At 67.2% G+C, this 16,940-nt stretch carries 15 protein-coding genes; 7 read left to right on the top strand and 8 right to left on the bottom strand.

Features of this window, described 5'->3' with window-relative positions:
• Nucleotides 1-59: 59 nt before the first annotated feature.
• On the bottom strand, nucleotides 60-1,106 hold the full coding sequence (mnmH, locus tag WKW80_RS08360) for a tRNA 2-selenouridine(34) synthase MnmH (protein ID WP_340363095.1): 1,047 nt from the start codon (nucleotides 1,104-1,106) through the stop codon (nucleotides 60-62).
• Nucleotides 1,107-1,190: 84 nt separating this feature from the next.
• Here mnmH and selD point away from each other — a divergent pair, with 84 nt between their 5' ends.
• On the top strand, nucleotides 1,191-2,246 hold the full coding sequence (gene selD, locus WKW80_RS08355; protein WP_340363094.1) for a selenide, water dikinase SelD: 1,056 nt from the start codon (nucleotides 1,191-1,193) through the stop codon (nucleotides 2,244-2,246).
• 6 nt (nucleotides 2,247-2,252) lie between these two features.
• Nucleotides 2,253-2,918, top strand: coding sequence for an ABC transporter ATP-binding protein (locus WKW80_RS08350; protein ID WP_340363093.1), 666 nt, complete (start codon nucleotides 2,253-2,255; stop codon nucleotides 2,916-2,918).
• Between the two features lie 9 nt (nucleotides 2,919-2,927).
• On the opposite strand, the gene WKW80_RS08345 is transcribed toward WKW80_RS08350, so the two are convergent.
• The 4 genes from WKW80_RS08345 to WKW80_RS08330 all read right to left on the bottom strand — a co-directional run bounded on the left by WKW80_RS08345 (nucleotide 2,928) and on the right by WKW80_RS08330 (nucleotide 8,715).
• On the bottom strand, nucleotides 2,928-3,743 hold the full coding sequence (locus WKW80_RS08345; RefSeq protein ID WP_340363092.1) for a class I SAM-dependent methyltransferase: 816 nt from the start codon (nucleotides 3,741-3,743) through the stop codon (nucleotides 2,928-2,930).
• 368 nt (nucleotides 3,744-4,111) lie between these two features.
• Entirely contained in the window at nucleotides 4,112-6,100 is a 1,989-nt protein-coding gene (locus WKW80_RS08340; protein WP_340363091.1) for an acetoacetate--CoA ligase, read from the bottom strand.
• A gap of 32 nt (nucleotides 6,101-6,132) precedes the next feature.
• Nucleotides 6,133-7,389, bottom strand: coding sequence for a GAF domain-containing sensor histidine kinase (locus tag WKW80_RS08335; protein WP_340363090.1), 1,257 nt, complete (start codon nucleotides 7,387-7,389; stop codon nucleotides 6,133-6,135).
• A 21-nt stretch (nucleotides 7,390-7,410) separates the two neighbouring features.
• Nucleotides 7,411-8,715 (bottom strand): AsmA family protein, encoded by a 1,305-nt coding sequence (locus WKW80_RS08330; RefSeq protein WP_340363089.1) that lies wholly within the window; start codon nucleotides 8,713-8,715, stop codon nucleotides 7,411-7,413.
• A gap of 126 nt (nucleotides 8,716-8,841) precedes the next feature.
• Here WKW80_RS08330 and WKW80_RS08325 point away from each other — a divergent pair, with 126 nt between their 5' ends.
• Nucleotides 8,842-9,267: a hotdog fold thioesterase gene (locus WKW80_RS08325; RefSeq protein ID WP_340363088.1), complete on the top strand. Its 426-nt coding sequence runs from the start codon at nucleotides 8,842-8,844 to the stop codon at nucleotides 9,265-9,267.
• Nucleotides 9,268-9,307: 40 nt separating this feature from the next.
• Nucleotides 9,308-10,606, top strand: coding sequence for a solute carrier family 23 protein (locus tag WKW80_RS08320; RefSeq protein WP_340363087.1), 1,299 nt, complete (start codon nucleotides 9,308-9,310; stop codon nucleotides 10,604-10,606).
• Nucleotides 10,607-10,639: 33 nt separating this feature from the next.
• Here the strand turns inward: WKW80_RS08320 and WKW80_RS08315 are convergent, their stop codons facing one another.
• Genes WKW80_RS08315 through WKW80_RS08305 form a run of 3 tightly spaced genes read right to left on the bottom strand, consistent with a single transcriptional unit; the run spans nucleotide 10,640 to nucleotide 13,270 of the window.
• Nucleotides 10,640-11,821: an acyl-CoA dehydrogenase family protein gene (locus tag WKW80_RS08315; RefSeq protein ID WP_340363086.1), complete on the bottom strand. Its 1,182-nt coding sequence runs from the start codon at nucleotides 11,819-11,821 to the stop codon at nucleotides 10,640-10,642.
• A 20-nt stretch (nucleotides 11,822-11,841) separates the two neighbouring features.
• Nucleotides 11,842-12,360, bottom strand: coding sequence for a MaoC family dehydratase (locus WKW80_RS08310; RefSeq protein ID WP_340363085.1), 519 nt, complete (start codon nucleotides 12,358-12,360; stop codon nucleotides 11,842-11,844).
• A 49-nt stretch (nucleotides 12,361-12,409) separates the two neighbouring features.
• On the bottom strand, nucleotides 12,410-13,270 hold the full coding sequence (locus tag WKW80_RS08305) for an HpcH/HpaI aldolase/citrate lyase family protein (RefSeq protein WP_340363084.1): 861 nt from the start codon (nucleotides 13,268-13,270) through the stop codon (nucleotides 12,410-12,412).
• 90 nt (nucleotides 13,271-13,360) lie between these two features.
• On the opposite strand from WKW80_RS08305, the gene WKW80_RS08300 reads away from it, so the two are divergent.
• The 3 genes from WKW80_RS08300 (at nucleotide 13,361) to WKW80_RS08290 (ending at nucleotide 16,933) form a co-directional block, all read left to right on the top strand.
• Nucleotides 13,361-14,146, top strand: a complete 786-nt coding sequence (locus WKW80_RS08300; protein ID WP_340363083.1) for a GntR family transcriptional regulator — start codon at nucleotides 13,361-13,363, stop codon at nucleotides 14,144-14,146.
• Nucleotides 14,147-14,226: 80 nt separating this feature from the next.
• A complete protein-coding gene (locus WKW80_RS08295; protein WP_340363082.1) occupies nucleotides 14,227-15,207 on the top strand; it encodes a Bug family tripartite tricarboxylate transporter substrate binding protein in 981 nt (326 codons plus the stop codon).
• A 238-nt stretch (nucleotides 15,208-15,445) separates the two neighbouring features.
• The gene (locus tag WKW80_RS08290; RefSeq protein WP_340363081.1) at nucleotides 15,446-16,933 is read left to right on the top strand and encodes an MmgE/PrpD family protein; all 1,488 of its coding nucleotides are present in this window, start codon (nucleotides 15,446-15,448) and stop codon (nucleotides 16,931-16,933) included.
• Nucleotides 16,934-16,940: the final 7 nt, after the last annotated feature.

The following is a 16,940-nucleotide window of genomic DNA, read 5'->3' as shown; positions in this document are numbered from 1 at the left end:
CGGCGCGCCCGCGCGATCCTCCGCGTGGCCTATGCCATGCGCTGTGCTTTCCGGCCTCGCTACAGGGCTCGCACCGCGTCGGCGATGGCCTCGACGCCCGCGTCCGACAGGTCCGTCGCCTGCACTTCCCTGCGCTGCGCCCACGACAGGAAATGCCGTGCCTGCGATCGCTCGTAGTGCGGGTCGTAGTGCAGCGCCATCAACTCGGCATAGAGATGCGGCAGGTCGCCCGCCCTCGCCCATTCCTGCCAGCGACGCACGGTCTCCTTGCCTTGCAGTTCCTTGAGCAGGCCGAGCTTGGTCGCCAGGGCCTCGCGGTCGTCGCCAAGATAGGCGTAGTCGCGCAGCAGGTAGTCCAGCCGCGCCGCGGGCGTGGCCTGGATCTCGACGCACGGCGCCGCGCGCATGCGCGCCACCAGCGGCAGCGGCAGCGAGAGGCGGCCGATGCGAGCGCTTTCTCCTTCGAGGTAGAGCGTGCGGGAAAGGTCGATGGCGTCGAGCACCGTCACGATCCGCGTTTCGAACGCCTTCTGCGACGGCTGGGCCACGCCCGGCAACGCACCCAGCAGCGATCCCTTGTGGAGGGCGCAGTTCTCCAGGTCGAGCACTTGCTCGCCGCGCGCCGCCAGTGCATGCAGCACGCGCGTCTTGGCACTGCCCGTGGCGCCGCAAATCACCAGCAGGCGCAACCGGGGGCACAGCGCTTCCAGTTGGGCCAGTACGTGGTGCCGGAAGCTCTTGTAGCCGCCGGCGAGTTGCTGCGCGTCCCAGCCGACCAGCCGCAGCCAGGTCACCATCGAGCCGCTGCGCAGTCCGCCGCGCCAGCAGTAGACGAGCGGCTTCCAGTGGGCGGGCCGGTCGGCGAACTGCTCGCGCAGATGTCTTGCCAGGTTGGCCGCCACCATCGCGCCGCCCACGCGCCGGGCCTCGAAGGCGCCGGCCTGCTTGTAGAGCGTGCCGACGATGCGGCGCTCTTCATCGTCGAGCACCGGACAGTTGATGGCGCCCGGAATGTGGTCCAGCGCGAACTCGGCCGGCGAGCGTGCATCGACGAGCGTGTCGAACGACGGCAGGTCGGCCACGCGGACCGGCGCGCGCTGCGTCATGGGAGCACCGCCGGCAGCGACGTCGACCCCCGGCTGGCACAATCCGGGCCGGCCCCGCACTCCATCGAGACAAAATCCAGCGTCATGGAACCCATTGCCCTCACTCAGTTCTCGCACGGTGGGGGTTGCGGCTGCAAGATCGCCCCCGGGCTGCTCGCCGAGATTCTTGCACGCGCCCCGCAAGGCCTGGTCCCACCCGAATTGCTGGTCGGCACCGAAACCAGCGACGACGCCGCGGTCTACCGGCTCAACGACAGCCAGGCGCTGGTGGCGACCACCGACTTCTTCACGCCGATCGTCGACGACCCCTACGACTTCGGCCGCATCGCCGCGGCCAATGCGCTTTCCGACATCTATGCCATGGGCGGCACGCCGATCCTTGCGCTGGCGCTGGTCGGCATGCCCATTGCCAAGCTGCCGCCGGAGGTGATCGGCCGGGTGCTCGAAGGGGGAGCGAGCATCTGCCGCGAGGCGGGCATACCGATCGCGGGCGGCCACAGCATCGACGTGCTGGAACCGATCTACGGCCTGGTCGGGCTGGGCCTCGTGCATCCGGACCGCGTGCGGCGCAATGCGGATGCGCAGGCCGGTGATGTGCTGGTTCTGGGCAAGCCGCTCGGCGTGGGCGTGCTGTCGGCGGCGCTCAGGAAGGGCCTGCTCGATGCGGCCGGCCATGCGGAAATGATCCGGCTGACGACGCAGCTCAACCGCGTCGGCACGACGCTGGCCAGCCTGCCCGGTGTGCATGCGATGACCGACGTGACGGGCTTCGGCCTGGCGGGCCACCTGCTCGAAATCTGTCGCGGCTCGACACTTTCGGCCGAGGTGCGATGGGCGGACTTGCCGCTGATCGACACGGCCGTTGCGTTCGCGAAGCAAGGCGTCGTCACCGGCGCATCCGCACGCAACTGGAACGGCTACGGCGCGAACATCGACTGGGCAGCCGGCGAAGCAGGATGGCAACGCGACCTTGCTGCCGACCCTCAGACCAGCGGCGGCTTGCTGGTGAGTTGCAGCGTCGACGCCGTGGCGTCCGTGCTCGGCGCGTTCCATGCGGCGGGCTTTGACCGTGCCGCGGCGATCGGCAGCCTGCACGCGAACGCGGCGGCGAACAGCACCGTGCGCTTTGTCGATCGCTGAACATCGATGACGACCCCACATGACGCCGTCTTGCACCTGCAAGACCTGGGCTTTGCATACCCGGCGCAGCCCCCGCTCGCCACGCGATGGACCACCTCGATCGGTGCTGGAATCACGCTGCTCCATGGCGACACGGGCAGCGGCAAGTCGACGTTGCTGCGCATCATGGCCGGCACGTTGGCGGCAACGGGACGCCTGTCCATTGCAGGTATTCGTCTCGACACGGCAGCGGAGGCCTATCGCCGCAACGTGTTCTTCATCGACCCGGACACCGATGCCTTCGACAAGGTGACGGCGCTGGAATGTTCCGCCTCATTGCGCGACGGCGATACGCACTTCGATGCATTCCGCTGGCAAGCGCTCGTCGAAGGCTTCGCATTGACGCCGCACATCGGCAAGCCGATGTTCATGCTCTCCACCGGCTCGAAGCGCAAGGTCTGGCTCGCCGCCGCACTGGCATCGAGCCGGCCGTTGACCCTGCTTGACGAACCCACGGGCGGTCTGGACGCCGCGTCGATCCGTTGCCTGTGGCGAACGCTGGCCGGCATGTCGCGCGAATCGGGTCGCGCCGTCGTCGTTGCCAGCGGGGAGCGGGTCACTGGCATCCCGTTGGCAGCCACCATCGAACTGCCGCTGCAAACCGGCGCGCGGCACGCGCAGAGGCAAGGGTAGAGGCGCGCGCTATGCCGGAGGCGTATGCGACTCGATCGGGTGGCCGGCGCCTCCAGGCTTGACGGCGCTGTACTCGGAAAATATCCCGACCTCAGTGTGCCTGCGCACCTTCTCGAAGCCGGCTGCCTGCAAAGCCTCGATGATCCGGGCCGGCGCGATGCAGGCTTCGATCGTGTCCCAGTAGTAGCGCCAGAGCTCGGACGTTGACCGACCGCGCGCGACGACGCGTGCAACGATGGGAACGAAACCTCGCATGTACGCCTTGAGCAACCCGTTGCCGAGCCGCCCTTCGGGCCGGCTGATCTCCAGGATGAGCAACTTGCCGCCGGGACGCAGCGTCCGATGGAACTCCGCGAAAGCCTTGCCCACATCCGAAACATGCCTGAGTGCATACCCCATGCTGAGAAAGTCGGCCTCGCCATCGCCACATGGCATCTCCTCCGCGCGGCCCACCCTGAGCTGCACCCCGCCCAGCGCGACCTCCTTCATCATGCCCGGGCTCGGATCGATGCCGACGAGGCTTCCTGCCGCGCCAATCAGCGCACATGCCTCGCGTGCCACCAGCCCGGTTCCGATACCCACGTCGATGACCTTGTCGCCAGGGGCCAGTCCCGCGCGTTGCAGTGCCATCCTCCGATACCTGGGCCCGGTACCCAGCGCGAGGACACGCTCGATTCGATCGTAGTCACTGGCCGTCTCGTCGAAGATTCGGCGCAGAAAACGCTGGTGCTCGGCCTCATCGCCATAGTAGGCCGGCAAGGGGCTGTGGGGCAGTTGCACTGGTGCGTCGGCAATGTCTGACGGGTTCGGGGCGTTGGCGTTCATCGAATCATCATAGACACCGCGGGTCCGCGTTTCAGTTCACATTTGTCAAAGAGACATCGGGCCACGCGCACCCGCTCGCTGCGCATGAAGCCGTCAGGCCGCATTGACGTCCTCCCGTTCATGCCAGTGCTTCACGACGCTTGCGTCTTCCGCGACGCATGAAACCACGACGAGCACGGCGAAGTCTGTTCGTGGGCACCCGCGGAACCGGCTTTGCCGGGCCGCTGGGTGCGCCCCCTCGAGGGGGGAGGCGCCGCAGGCGCATCGGGTGTGGGTCATTTCCACCAGGGATACCGCGGAACCGGCTTTGCCGGGCCGCTGGTATCGCCCCCTCGAGGGGAAGGCGCCGCAGGCGCTTCGGGGGTGGGTCATCCCCTCTGCTGCGCAAACTCCACATACCAATCCAGGCACCCCGGGTTCGCCATCGCCTCCCGGTTGACCACCTTCTCGATCGGCTGGCCGAGCAATAGCTTCTTGATCGGCAGTTCCTGCTTCTTGCCCGACAGCGTGCGCGGTATCTCTGCCACCTGGAAGATGTCGTTCGGCAGGAAGCGCGGCGACAGCGATGTCTTGATGGCGTTGTGGATCTTGCCGCGCATCGCGTCGTCGAGTTGCGTGCCGGGGCGCAGCACGACGAACAGCGGCATGTAGCTTTCGCGGCCGAGGTATTCGAGGTCGACCACCATCGAGTCGAGCACTTCGGGCAGGGCCTCGACCGCGCTGTAGATCTCGCTGGTGCCCATGCGCAGGCCCTGGCGGTTGATGGTCGCGTCGCTGCGGCCGTAGATGATGCAGCCGCCGTCTTCGCCGATCTTGAGCCAGTCGCCGTGGCGCCAGATGCCCGGGTAAGTGTCGAAGTAGCTCGACAGGTAGCGGGCGTTGCCGCTGTCGCCCCACAGGTAGAGCGGCATCGACGGAATGGGCTGCGTGCAGACCAGTTCGCCGACCTCGCCGATGACCGGCTTGCCGTCTTCGTTCCACGCCTCGACCGCATGGCCGACCTGGCGGCACTGCATCTGGCCCGGCACCTCGGGCAACTCGCGGTTGCCGCCGACGAACGCGCCGCAGAAGTCGGTGCCGCCGGAGATGTTGCACCACCAGATCTCGCTCGAGCCGGCAGCCTTGAATTGTTCCGTACCCCACCGCTGCACCTCTTCCGACAGCGGCGAACCGGTGCTGCCCAGCGCACGCACGCGCGACAGGTCACCGCATGCAGCCGTCGTCACGCCGGCCTTCATGCAGTTGGTGAAGTACGCCGCGCCTGCGCCGAAGAAGGTGACACGGTGCTTCGCGACGAAGCGCCACAGCACGCCCCAGTCGGGCTTGTCCTTGCTGCCCGCGGGATGGCCGTCATAGATCACGATGGTGGCGCCGAAGCACAGCCCGGCCATCTGGCTGTTCCACATGACCCAGCCGGTGGAGCTGTACCAGTGGAAGCGCTCGCCGAAGTTGTTGGCGACGTAGCTCGCACCGACGTCGTTGTGCAGGCCGCAGGCGTACATCGTCATGATGACGCCGCCCTGCCCGTGCACGATGGGCTTGGGCAGCCCGGTGGTGCCGCTCGAATAGAGGATCCACATCGGATGGTCGAACGGAAGCCACTCGGGTTCGAAGGCCGCAACCTCGGCATCGTCGCGCGCAATCGCATCGGACCAGTGGGCGTCCGCCTGCATCGCGACGGCCGCGTGCGGGCTGTCGACCAGCAACAGCTTCTGCACGGTCGGCAAGGCTTCGCGCAATTCCTGCAGCACGGCCCTGCGGTCGATCGGCTTGCCGCCGTAGTACACCCCGTCGGTGGCGATCAGCAACTTCGGCTCGATCTGCTGGAAGCGATCGACCACGGCTGCCGTACCCATGTCGGGCGCGCACACGCTCCACACCGCGCCGATGCTCGAACACGCAAGGAACGCGACCATCGTCTCGGGCACGTTCGGCAGGTAAGCCGCCACGCGGTCGCCGCGCTGCACCCCGAGCGACCTAAGCGTGAGCGCCACCGAGGCGACTTGCCGCCGGAGCTCGGGCCACGACAATTCGCGCACTTCACCCAGTTCGTTGTCGCTGACGATCGCCGGCATGCCGGCCGCGTGCGCCACATTCACATGCCGAAGCACCTCGCGCGCATAGTTGACCTGCGCACCGGGAAACCACACGGCACCGGGCATCTTGTTCACTGCCAGCACCGCGCTGTGCGGCGTCGGCGACTGCATGCCCATGTAGTCCCAGATGCTCTGCCAGAAGGCGTCGAGTTCGGTAGTGGACCAGCGCCATAGCGCGTCATAGGAATCGAAGGAAAGGCCGCGCGTGTCGCGCAGCCAGTTTTGATAAAGACGGATCTGCGGGATATTGGGCGCTGTCATGGCCGCGAGCGTAATGCCGCGCAGCCGCGCGCTCAATGGGGCTTGGCCTGTGGCCGGTCAGGCGCCTCGGCGGCGGGAGGCATCGGCACGCGGGCGGTGAACTTCGTGCCGGTCTCCGCCGACGAACTGACCTCGAGGCTGCCGCCGTGCGCCTTGACGATCATCGAGCAGATGTGCAGGCCCAAGCCGAGCCCGCCCTTGGCTTCGCTGTCCGCGGGGCGCCAATACGGCTCGAAGATCTTCGCAAGATTCGCTGGTGCGATCTCGCCGCCGTTCCCCACGGACAAATGAAACCGGCCCTGCTCCAGCCGCGCCTCGACCACCACGGGCTTGTCGCGCGTACCGTGCGTCAACGCGTTGCCGAGCAGGTTCGACAACAACTGCTGGATGCGCCCGCGGTCGCACCACACGGTGCCCGCGATGTCGATGTGCTCGTCGATCTGCCGCTCGGGATGCGCGAGCCGGAGTTCGGACACCACGTCGGACAGCAATGCCCCCAGGTCCGAAACCTCCGCCGTCGCGACCCCCAGCCCCGATCCCATGCGGTCACGCGCGAAGTCGAGCACGTCGTCGATCAGGCGCGCCATGCGGCGTGTCGCGCCGCGAATGCGTTCGCCGATCTTCTCGATCTCGGGCTCCGAGGCCCGGCGCGCGAGCAGCTCGCCCAGGGCGCCGATCGACGCCAGCGGGTTGCGCAAATCATGGCCCAGCACCGCAATGAACTGTTCGCGCAGTTCGGCGGTGGTGCGTTCGCCGAGCAGCGCGGTCTCGGTGGCAAGCTGCGATTCTTCCTGGTCGAGCTGGCACCCGATCAGTTCGGCAAAGCTCTCGAACATGGCCACCGTCTTTTCATCGGACACCCGCAGCGGTCGCGGGTCGATGGCACACAGGTTGCCGAAGTACTCGCCGCCCGGTCGCACGATCGGCACCGAGATGTAGCTCTCGATGTTGTAGAGCCGCGGCGTGTGGTGGTTGCGGTAGACCGGGTCTTCGCTGGCATGGTCGAACACCACCGGCTTGCGCGCGGCACGCGCCTCGATGCACAGCGTGGTGTGCACATCGAGTTGCCCGCCCGGCAGCAGGCCGAAGTGGATGTCGTCCTGCACCGCGCAGGCCGTCCATGTGCCGTCGGTGACGCGCGCCACGGCGGCGAAACCCATGCCCGTGTTGCTGCAGATGATCTTCAGCAGGGACGGGACCGAGCTGATGCGGCCGACCGCGGCGACGGCACGGCCGATCGCTTCGGGAGAGTTTTCGTCGCTGGGCCTGTTGGCCGGATCCGGATTCATGCGTGGCTTCTCCTGCGGTGGTCACCTGGGGGCAGGCGTCTTCCTGCTTGTCGGGGGCTTTGCCGTGTCGCCGCCGAGCAGCTTCTCCACGCGCTGTCCGACCCGTGCGCCGATTGCAGTGCCCACGCCCGGCAACAGCGTGCTGCCGATGGTCGCGCCGGCCAGCGCGCCGCCGGTGAGCGACAGCTCCGGTGCATCCATCGTGCCGCTGACCTTGAGCGGCACGCCGACCACGCCATCGACCACATCGACCGCCAGTTCGCCATCGATCCTGCGGTTCAGCAAGGTGGCGCTGCCGCTGGCGGTGAGCACGCCGGAGCGGCCCTTCAGGTCGGTATAGCGCAGCACGATGCCGGCTTCGGTCGCCTGCGTGTCAAGCGTGCCGGTGATTTCGTCGAACGCGGTCTGGCCGCCCCTGCTGATGCCGGCCGTGCGTACCGCCCGGGCCAGGTCGAAGCGACGCAGCAGCGCCGGCCGGACGGCGAAGTGCGTGCGGGTGTGGAGCACGCGCAACCACTCCGCCGGGTTGGCGCCTTCCGCGTTGACTTCGCTGCGGCCATTGATGCGGCCTTCGACGGCTGTCTGCCGCCCGAACGCAGCCGTGAGTCCGACGGTGTCGACGTTGCGCGGCACCAGGTCCGCATGCAACCGCAGCTTCTGGTTGGGGAGTGTCTGCACGGTGGCAGTGCCGCTCCAGGTGCCGCCGGCCACCTCGATGTCGGTACGCCAGCGATTGGCGTCATCGCCTTCGCGCGCGAGTCGCAGGCGCGCGGGCGGCGTCACCCCGTGGCGCGCGATTTCGGCACGGCGCGGCATCCAGCCGGCGTCGAATTCGATGTCGCCTTCATAGGCTAGCGCGATGCCGCGCCGGTCGATCCAGGTGACGTCCTGGAAGCGGATCCGCCCCACCGGCACCGGGTGCATCGTGAAGGCGCCGAGGGGCGCCGCCGATTCATCGCCACGTCCACGAAACTCGCGCGCCGATGCACGCGGGAACACCGCCCGCTCCACCTCCACCTCGTCGACGCGAATGCGCCGTGCCAGCAGTTCGCGCCAGTTCGCGCGCAGCACCAGGCGGTGCACGGTGATGGGCTCCTTCTGTACGGTGGCGAGATCGCCGAGGATCAGTGCGAGACCCGGGCGCAGCGTCCAATGCGCGGCGCCCACTTTCAAGCCGACGCCGGTGCGTTGCTCGAACTCCGCGGCCACCCGCGCCGCGACCTGCGCATCGCCCGGCAGCCACCATGCCAAGCCGCCCGCAACGATCAGTACCACGGCGACCAGCGCGGCGGCAATGCCGATGATCCAGCGTCCGGGACGGGTCATCAAATCAAACAACCTCCATGCTGCGCACTGCGGCGCGGCCTTGCTCTGCGGTCATGTCGCCAGCTTACTGCGGCCAGCTTGCTCGCTATAGTTTTGGTCCTCTTCTCCTACATCCGCAAGGCATCCATGCCCATCTGGCAAAAACCCATTTCCCTCGAACTACTGAACGCGGGCAGCAAAGGCACCGCCCTCGAAAGCCTTGGCGTCGAGTTCACCGAAATCGGCGACGACTTCCTGCGTGCCCGCGTGCCGGTGGACAAGCGCACGGTGCAGCCCTACGGCCTGCTGCATGGCGGCGTATCGGTGGTGCTGGCCGAATCGCTGGGTTCATCCGGCGCCCACTTCTCCTCCCCCCAAGGCCATCGCGCCGTGGGGCTGGACATCAATGCCAACCACCTGCGTTCGGCACGAAGCGGCTGGGTCACGGGCGTCACGCGGCCGCTGCATCGCGGCAAGACCACGCAGGTCTGGCACATCGACCTGGTGAACGACGAGGGCGAGCTCGTCTGCGTCTCGCGCATCACCATGGCCATGCTGCTGCCGCGCGGATAGCCTCGCGCTGCCAGAACAACGACACAACCGGAGCTTGTACATGAGCCAGATCGATTCCTATCTGCCCCGATGGCGTGAAGTGAGGGCCGTACAGGGCATGGTCGTCGCACCCGACGAGCGCCTGCCCTGGCCGCAGACCGCGGCGATGGGCGTGCAGCACGTCATCGCGATGTTCGGGGCCACCGTGCTGGCGCCGATCCTGATGGGCTTCAACCCCAACCTCGCGATCCTGATGAGCGGCATCGGCACGCTGATCTTCTTCTTCGTCACCGGCGGGCGCGTGCCCAGCTACCTCGGCTCCAGCTTCGCCTTCATCGGCGTGGTGATCGCGGCCAGCGGCTACTCGGGCACCGGGCCCAACAACAACATCGCGGTGGCCCTCGGCGGCATCATTGCCTGCGGCCTGGTCTACGTGGTGATCGGTGCGCTGGTGCAGATGGTCGGCACCGGCTGGATCGAGCGCTTCATGCCGCCGGTAGTGACAGGCGCGGTCGTGGCGGTCATCGGGCTGAACCTCGCGAGCGTGCCGATCAAGAACATGGCGTCGAGCAACTTCGAGTCGTGGATGCAGGCCGTCACGTTCCTGTGCGTCGGGCTGGTGGCGGTGTTCACGCGCGGCATGGTGCAGCGCCTGCTGATCCTGATCGGGCTGATCCTCGCCAGCATCGTCTATGCGTTGCTGACCAACGTGCTGGGCATGGGCAAGCCGATGGACTTCAGCGGCATAGCCAACGCGGCATGGTTCGGCGCGCCGGCCATGACGGCGCCCACCTTTACCGGCCCCGCGATGCTGCTGATCGCGCCGGTCGCCATCATCCTGGTGGCCGAGAACCTGGGCCACCTGAAGGCCGTGACCGCGATGACAGGGCGCAACCTCGACCGCTACATGGGTCGCGCCTTCATGGCCGACGGCCTCGCCACGATGGTCAGCGGCAGCGTGGGCGGCACCGGCGTCACTACCTATGCGGAGAACATCGGCGTAATGGCCGCCACCCGCATCTATTCCACGGCAGTGTTCGTGATGGCCGCGCTGATCGCGCTGGTGCTCGGCTTCAGCCCGAAGTTCGGCGCGGTGATCCAGGCGATTCCGCTGCCGGTGATGGGCGGCGTGAGCATCGTGGTATTCGGCCTGATCACCATTGCCGGTGCCAAGATCTGGGTCGACAACAGGGTCGACTTCTCGCAGAACAAGAACTTCATCGTGGCTGCGATCACGCTGATCATCGGCACCGGCGATTTCACGCTGAAGTTCGGCCAGTTCGCACTCGGCGGCATCGGCACCGCGACCTTCGGCGCGATCGTCCTGTACGCATTGCTGGGGCGTACCCGCAACGACTGACAAAGGGGCGGGGCCCGGAGAGGCCCCGCGCGCTCACACCCTGTAGCGCTCCACGAGCTGCTTCGCGATCACCGTGCGCAGGATTTCGTTGGTGCCCTCGCCAATGCACATCAGCATCGCGTCGCGATAGAAGCGCTCGATCTCGTATTCCACCGAATAGCTGTAGCCGCCGAAGATGCGCATGGCCTCCTGCGCGCAGAACGCACCCGCTTCGGAGCCCGCCAGCTTGGCCATCGCGGCCTCGAGGTCGCAGCGCTCCCCCGCATCGAACTTGCGCGCGGCCTGCTCGATCAGCCGCTTGGCGCCCTCGACCTGCGTGACCATGTCGGCGAGCTTCATCTGGATGGCCTGGTGCTGCCAGATGGGCTTGCCGAAGGCACTGCGTTCCTGCGCATAGCGCAATGAATGCTTCAGCGCGCCTTCGGCGATGCCCGCGCCGCGCGACGCAACGTTGATGCGGCCCAGTTCCAGCCCGCCTGCCGTCTGGATGAAGCCCTTGCCTTCCACGCCGCCAAGCAGGTTGGCCTTCGGCACGCGGTAGTCCTCGAAGTTCAGCTCGCAGGTGTCGATGGATCGGTAGCCCATCTTCTTGAGCTTGCCGACCACGTTGAAGCCCCGCGCCTTCTCGGCGATCAGCAGGCTCATGCCCTTGTGGCGCGGCTGCGCCGCCGGGTCGGTCTTGACTAGCAGCAGCGTGCCGTGGCCGTGCATGCTGTTGGTGATCCAGGTCTTGTTGCCGTTGACGACATAGTCGTCGCCATCGAGCTTCGCCACGGTGCGGATGGCCTGCAGGTCCGAGCCGGCGTTGGGTTCGGTCAGGCCGATGCTGCCGCGGAACTCGCCGGTCGCCATGCGCGGCAGGTATTTCGCCTTCTGTTCTTCCGTGCCGGCGCGCTCGATGGCCGATGCCATGATGAGGTGCGAGTTGACGATGCCCGAGGGCGCCATCCAGATCGACGACAGCTTGATCACGATCTGCGCATAGGTCCAGGACGACAGCCCGAGCCCGCCATATTCTTCGCCGATGGTGGCGCCGAACAGGCCCAGTTCCTTCATCTGTTCGACGATGTCGTGCGGATATTCATCGGCCAGGTCGTACTTGCGTGCGACGGGTCGCAGTTCCTTCTCGGCCCAGGCCTCGACGGCGTCGACGAACGCCTGCTGGTCGGACGAGTCAGGTGTGTCTGGCGCGGGGCGGGTGGTGACGGCATCCATTCGTTTGTCTCCGGGCCGGCTCAGTAGCCGACCTTGTCTTCGACGCTGTGGCCCTGCTTCGCGATCAGCATGGTGCGGCTGAAGGTGCAGACGACCTTGCCGTCCTGGTTGGTGCCGACAGTGCGCACGGTGACGATGCCGGCGCCCGGCCGTGATGCGGATTCGCGCTTGTCGAGCACTTCGGACGCGGCGTAGAGCGTGTCGCCGGCGAAGACGGGGAACGTCATCTTGATGTCGCCCCAGCCGAGGTTGGCAATGGCCTTCTGACTCACATCGGTCACGCTCATGCCGACCATCAGCGCCACGGTGAAGGGACTGCAGACGATGCAACGGCCGAACTCGCTCGCCTTGGCATATTCGCCGTCGAAGTGCATCGGATGCGTGTTCATCGTCAGCAGCGTGAACCAGGTGTTCTCGGTTTCCGTGATGGTGCGACCCGGCCGGTGCTCGTAGACGTCGCCGACGTGGAATTCTTCGTAGTGGCGACCGAAGCTTTCGCGATAGCGTTGCTCGCCGATTTTCTTGATGACCTGGACCATGGTGTCTCCTTTTTTCCTGGGGATGTGTTCGGGATGATGTGAAGGCGGGTCAGCAGTGGCCGGCCCGGGCAAGGATGCGTCGCGCATTGCGGATGACCGGCGCGTCGATCATGCTGTCGCGGAACATGAATGCGCCCGACGCGCCGTCTGCCGGCAACGCGGCGAGCAGCGCGCCCGCCCATTCGATGCGCGCTGCGGGTGGCATGAATGCGTCATGGATGACCGGGATCTGCAGGGGGTGGATCGCGGTCTTGCAATCGAAGCCGAGCGCAAGCACGCGCCGCGTCTCCTCGGCCAGGCCGTCGGGGTCCTTGAGATCGATGTGCGGCACGTCCCAGGCAAGCAGGTCCGCTGCGCGCGCCGCGTGGAGGATGCGGGCACGCGCGTAGAGCAATGCGTCCCATCCGAACTGGGCGCCCAGTTCAGCCGAGAGGTCCGCGCCACCCAGCATGAGCGCGGCGAGGGCGCCGCCCGCGTTGGCGATGGCGCCCGCGCCATCGATGCTGCCGGGCGTTTCCAGCAACGCGACCAGTTTCGGGCACCGTGCGCCCAGCCAGGCTTGCACGCATTGAACATCGGCGGCCGCCTCGACCTTGGGCAGCAGCACCCAGTCGGGCAGCACGCTTGCGGTCGCGAGCGCCAGCACGTCGCGCAGGCCGTCCAGCGTGCGCACCGCGTTCAGGCGCAGCGCCACCGCGGGCTGCGACGTCTCCGACGGGCGTTCCGCAAGCCAGCGCAGCACGTCGGCGCGGGCAGCCTCTTTCTTCGCGGGCGCAACGGCGTCTTCCAGATCGACGCAGACCAGGTCGGCGCCAGCCGACATCGCCTTTGCAAAGCGCTCCGGCTTTTCACCGGACACGAAGAGCATGGATCGCGGCGCAGCGGCAAGAAAGGGAATGGAGGGAGACAAGGTGGTTTCGTTCGCTTTTTAATTGTCCGTACAATAAACGAAATCTTGGGAGGCTGTCAACAAAACGATTGCAAATGGGATGATCGGCGGGTGAGCCTCCATACAACACCCTCTCCTGCGCCCGCCGCCGATGAAGACGCGCCGCGCTACATGCAGATCTCGCGCGAGTTCATCCGCGGCATTGCGGATGACACCTATCCGCTCGGGTCGCACCTCCCGACAGAGGCCGAACTGTGCGAGCAGTTCGGCATCAGCCGCTTCACCGCGCGCGAGTCCATCCGCGTCCTGGTGTCCGCCGGCCTGGTGACGCGGCGCCCCCGCATCGGCACCGTCGTGATCGCCAAGCCGGACACTGCCCGCTACGCACAGGACGCCACGGCGCTGCCCGACCTGCTGCAGTACGCCCGCGACACCGACATGCGATTCGTCTACATCGGCAAGGTGACGCTCGGCAAGGCGCAGGCGAAGGAATTCGGCGTTTCCCCCGGGGAAGAGTGGACGTACGCGCTGGGCATGCGCTACGCCGGCGAGCCCGGCCGCGCCGACGAATCACCCGTCCAGTCGCGACCGTTCTGCATCACGCGCCTGTTCCTGAACCCGCAACTCGAGGGCATCGGCGCCCTGCTGCGGGAAAGAAAATCCGCGGTGTACGCGCTCATCGAACGCGAGTACGGCCTCACCATCGACCGCGTGGAACAGGAACTCAGCGGCGCCGTGCTCGACGCCGACGATGCCGCCAATCTCGGAAGCACGCCGGGCGCGCCGGCCTTGCGGATCGTGCGCCGCTACTACGGCAAGCAGGACCAATTGCTGGAGGTCGCCGACAACGTACATCCCAGCGATCGCTTCACCTACCGGATGAACTTGAGGCGCTGATGCGTCCGGCTGCCCAGCCGGTAGTTGACAGGGCGGTGCAAGACTCCTATATTTGTCCGTACAAATACCGGAGACAATCCATGCACGTGCTTCGCCGTCCCCTCCTCCTCGCTTCGCTGGTCGCTTTCGTCCTGGCCCCGCTGCCGGCACTTGCGCAGAGCGACTACCCCAACAAGCCCATCAAGGTGCTGACCGGATTCCCGCCGGGTCAGGCGACTGACACATTGGGCCGGATCATCGTGAGCAAGCTGCAGCAGTCGCTGGGACAGGCGTTCTTCGTCGACAACAAACCCGGCGCCGCCGGCATCATCGCCACGCAACAGGCGATGAGTGCGCCGCCGGACGGCTACACGCTGCTGCTCACCTCGTCGGGTCCGCTCGCAGTCAACCCGGGCCTCTACGCCAAGCTGCCCTACGACCCGGTCAAGGACTTCGTGCCGGTCGGCGGAATCGCCATCGTTCCCGAGGTTCTGGTGGTCAACGTGGACGTGCCGGTCAAGGATGTGAAGGGACTCGTTGCGCTGGCCAAGGCGGAGCCCGGCAAGATCAACTACGCGTCCGGCGGCGTGGGCGTGACCAACCACCTGGTTGCCGAAATGTTTCGCAGCACCACCGGCATCGAGATCAACCACGTGCCCTACAAGGGTGGGCCGCCGGCACTCACCGACCTGATGGGCGGCCGCGTGCAGATGATGTTCGAAACCTCGGTCGCCACGCTGCCTTTCGTCAAGCAGGGCAAGCTGCGCGCGCTGGCGGTCAGCAGCCCGGAGCGCATCGCCGCCGCGCCCGAATTGCCGACCATCGCCGAGCTGGGCTACCCCGGCTTCAGCGGCGTGCCGTGGATCGCGATCATGGCGCCGGCCCAGACGCCGCCTGCCATCGTCGCGAAGCTCAACGCCGAAATCAACAAGGCCCTCAACAGCAATGACGTCCGCGCCACCTTCGCCGCGCAAGGCGTGGAGCCGCTGGTGAAGACGCCGGAAGAGCTGGGCATCTTCGTGAAGTCGGAGATCGTCAAATGGACCAAGGCGGTCAAGGACTCCGGCGCCAAGGCGGAGTGAGTGATGTTGTCCGCCCTCAGGCTCCGCGCACTGCGTGCGCTCCTCCCTCCCCCTGCCGGGCGCACCCGGTGGCCCGGCAAAGCCGGCTCCGCGGGGAGGTTCAAACACCCCCGATGCGCCTGCGGCGCCTCCCCCTCGAGGGGGCGCACCCAGCGGCCCGGCAAAGCCGGTTCCGCGGGTGCCCACGAACGGGCGTTGCCGCGCTCTCCGCAATGTGCCCAACAACCACTGGACTGACATGACAGCTAACACTTCTGCCCCCACCGCCCCCGACCGGATCGCCACGACGCTGGCCGGGTTCACCCACCGCCTGCGACTGGGCGAGGTGCCCGCCGAGGTGAGCCTGCGCGCACGCCATCTCATGCTCGACGCCATCGGCTGCGCGCTCGCGGCACGCCGCGAGGACTTCGCGGTCCGCTTCGAGAAGGCCGTGCATGCGATGCCGGGCGCCAATGTGCCGGCCGCCTGCACCGCCGGCGCGATCGGGTTCGCGCGCAGGCTGCCGCTGCGAGACGCCGTGCTGCTCAACGGCGTGCTGACGCACGGCCTCGACTACGACGACACGCACATGGCCGGCGTGTTGCACCTCAGCGTGAGCGTGCTGCCGTCCCTGTTCAGCCTCGCGGCGGCCAACGACGCGAGCGGCGCCGACATGCTGGCCGCCTACATCGCCGGCCTGGAGACCGGAGCGCGGATTGCCAGCGTCGCGAAAAGCGGCTTTCACGGCCAGGGCTTTCACCCCACTGGCGTGGTCGGTGCCTTCGCCAGTGCGCTGGCCGTCGGCCGGCTGCTCGGCCTGGATGCCGATGCCCTGGTTGCCGCGCAAGGCATTGCGCTGTCGCTGGCCAGCGGCAGCCTGCAGTTCATCGAGGACGGCAGCTGGACCAAGCGCATCCACCCCGGCTCGGCCGCCAATGCGGGGCTGACTGCTGCCACTTTCGCGCAGCAGGGCATCCCCGCGCCCGACGCACCCTACGAGGGCCGCTATGGCCTCTTCCGCAGCTACCTCGACGCCACGCGCCAGGCCCAGATCGACATGGCGCTGGGCACCGCCGGCATTGGCGCCGATGGCCGCGCCAGCGCCTGGGAGCTGGACAACATCGCGGTGAAGCCGTTTCCGATGTGCCACTTCGTCCATGCCAGCGCCGACGCAGCCATCACGCTTCACCGCAACGGCCTCGACGTCGCAAAGATCCGCAGCGTCGAGGTGGCCGTGCCCGCCGGCGTGGTGCAGTCCGTGTGCGAGCCCCTCGCCGCCAAGCAGCGCCCCACGAGCGACTACGAGGCGAAGTTCAGCCTGCCCTATGCGGTGGCCAGCGGGCTGCTGCGCGGGCGGCTAGGGTTGAAGGAACTCGAGCCCGCAGCCTTCGGCGACGCCACCGTGCGGGCACTGATGGAACGCGTCCACTACGTCGAAGACCCGGCCTCCACGTTCCCTCGCCACTACACCGGCGAGGTGCGCGTGGAGATGGAGGACGGCAGCACGAAGGTGCAGCGCGAGTCCGTCAACCGCGGCCATGCCGAACGCCCGCTGACCAACGACGAGGTACGCGAGAAGTTCATGGACAACGCCACGCTCTGGTTCCCGCGCAGCCATGCGGAAGCGGTTTGCGAGCAAGTCCTTTCGCTCGACCGGCTGGCGTCGGTGCGCACGCTCGAATCCTTGCTGGCGACGGACCCGTCGATGCCGGCGCCTGCCACCGCTTCGGCGGCGGCCATGCACTGAACCCAGA

This window comes from Variovorax humicola (genome assembly GCF_037889915.1).
GTDB classification, from domain to species: Bacteria; Pseudomonadota; Gammaproteobacteria; order Burkholderiales; family Burkholderiaceae_C; genus Variovorax; species Variovorax humicola.
Note: the sequence above shows the minus strand (reverse complement) of the source record. Positions and strands in the feature narration are given on the sequence as shown.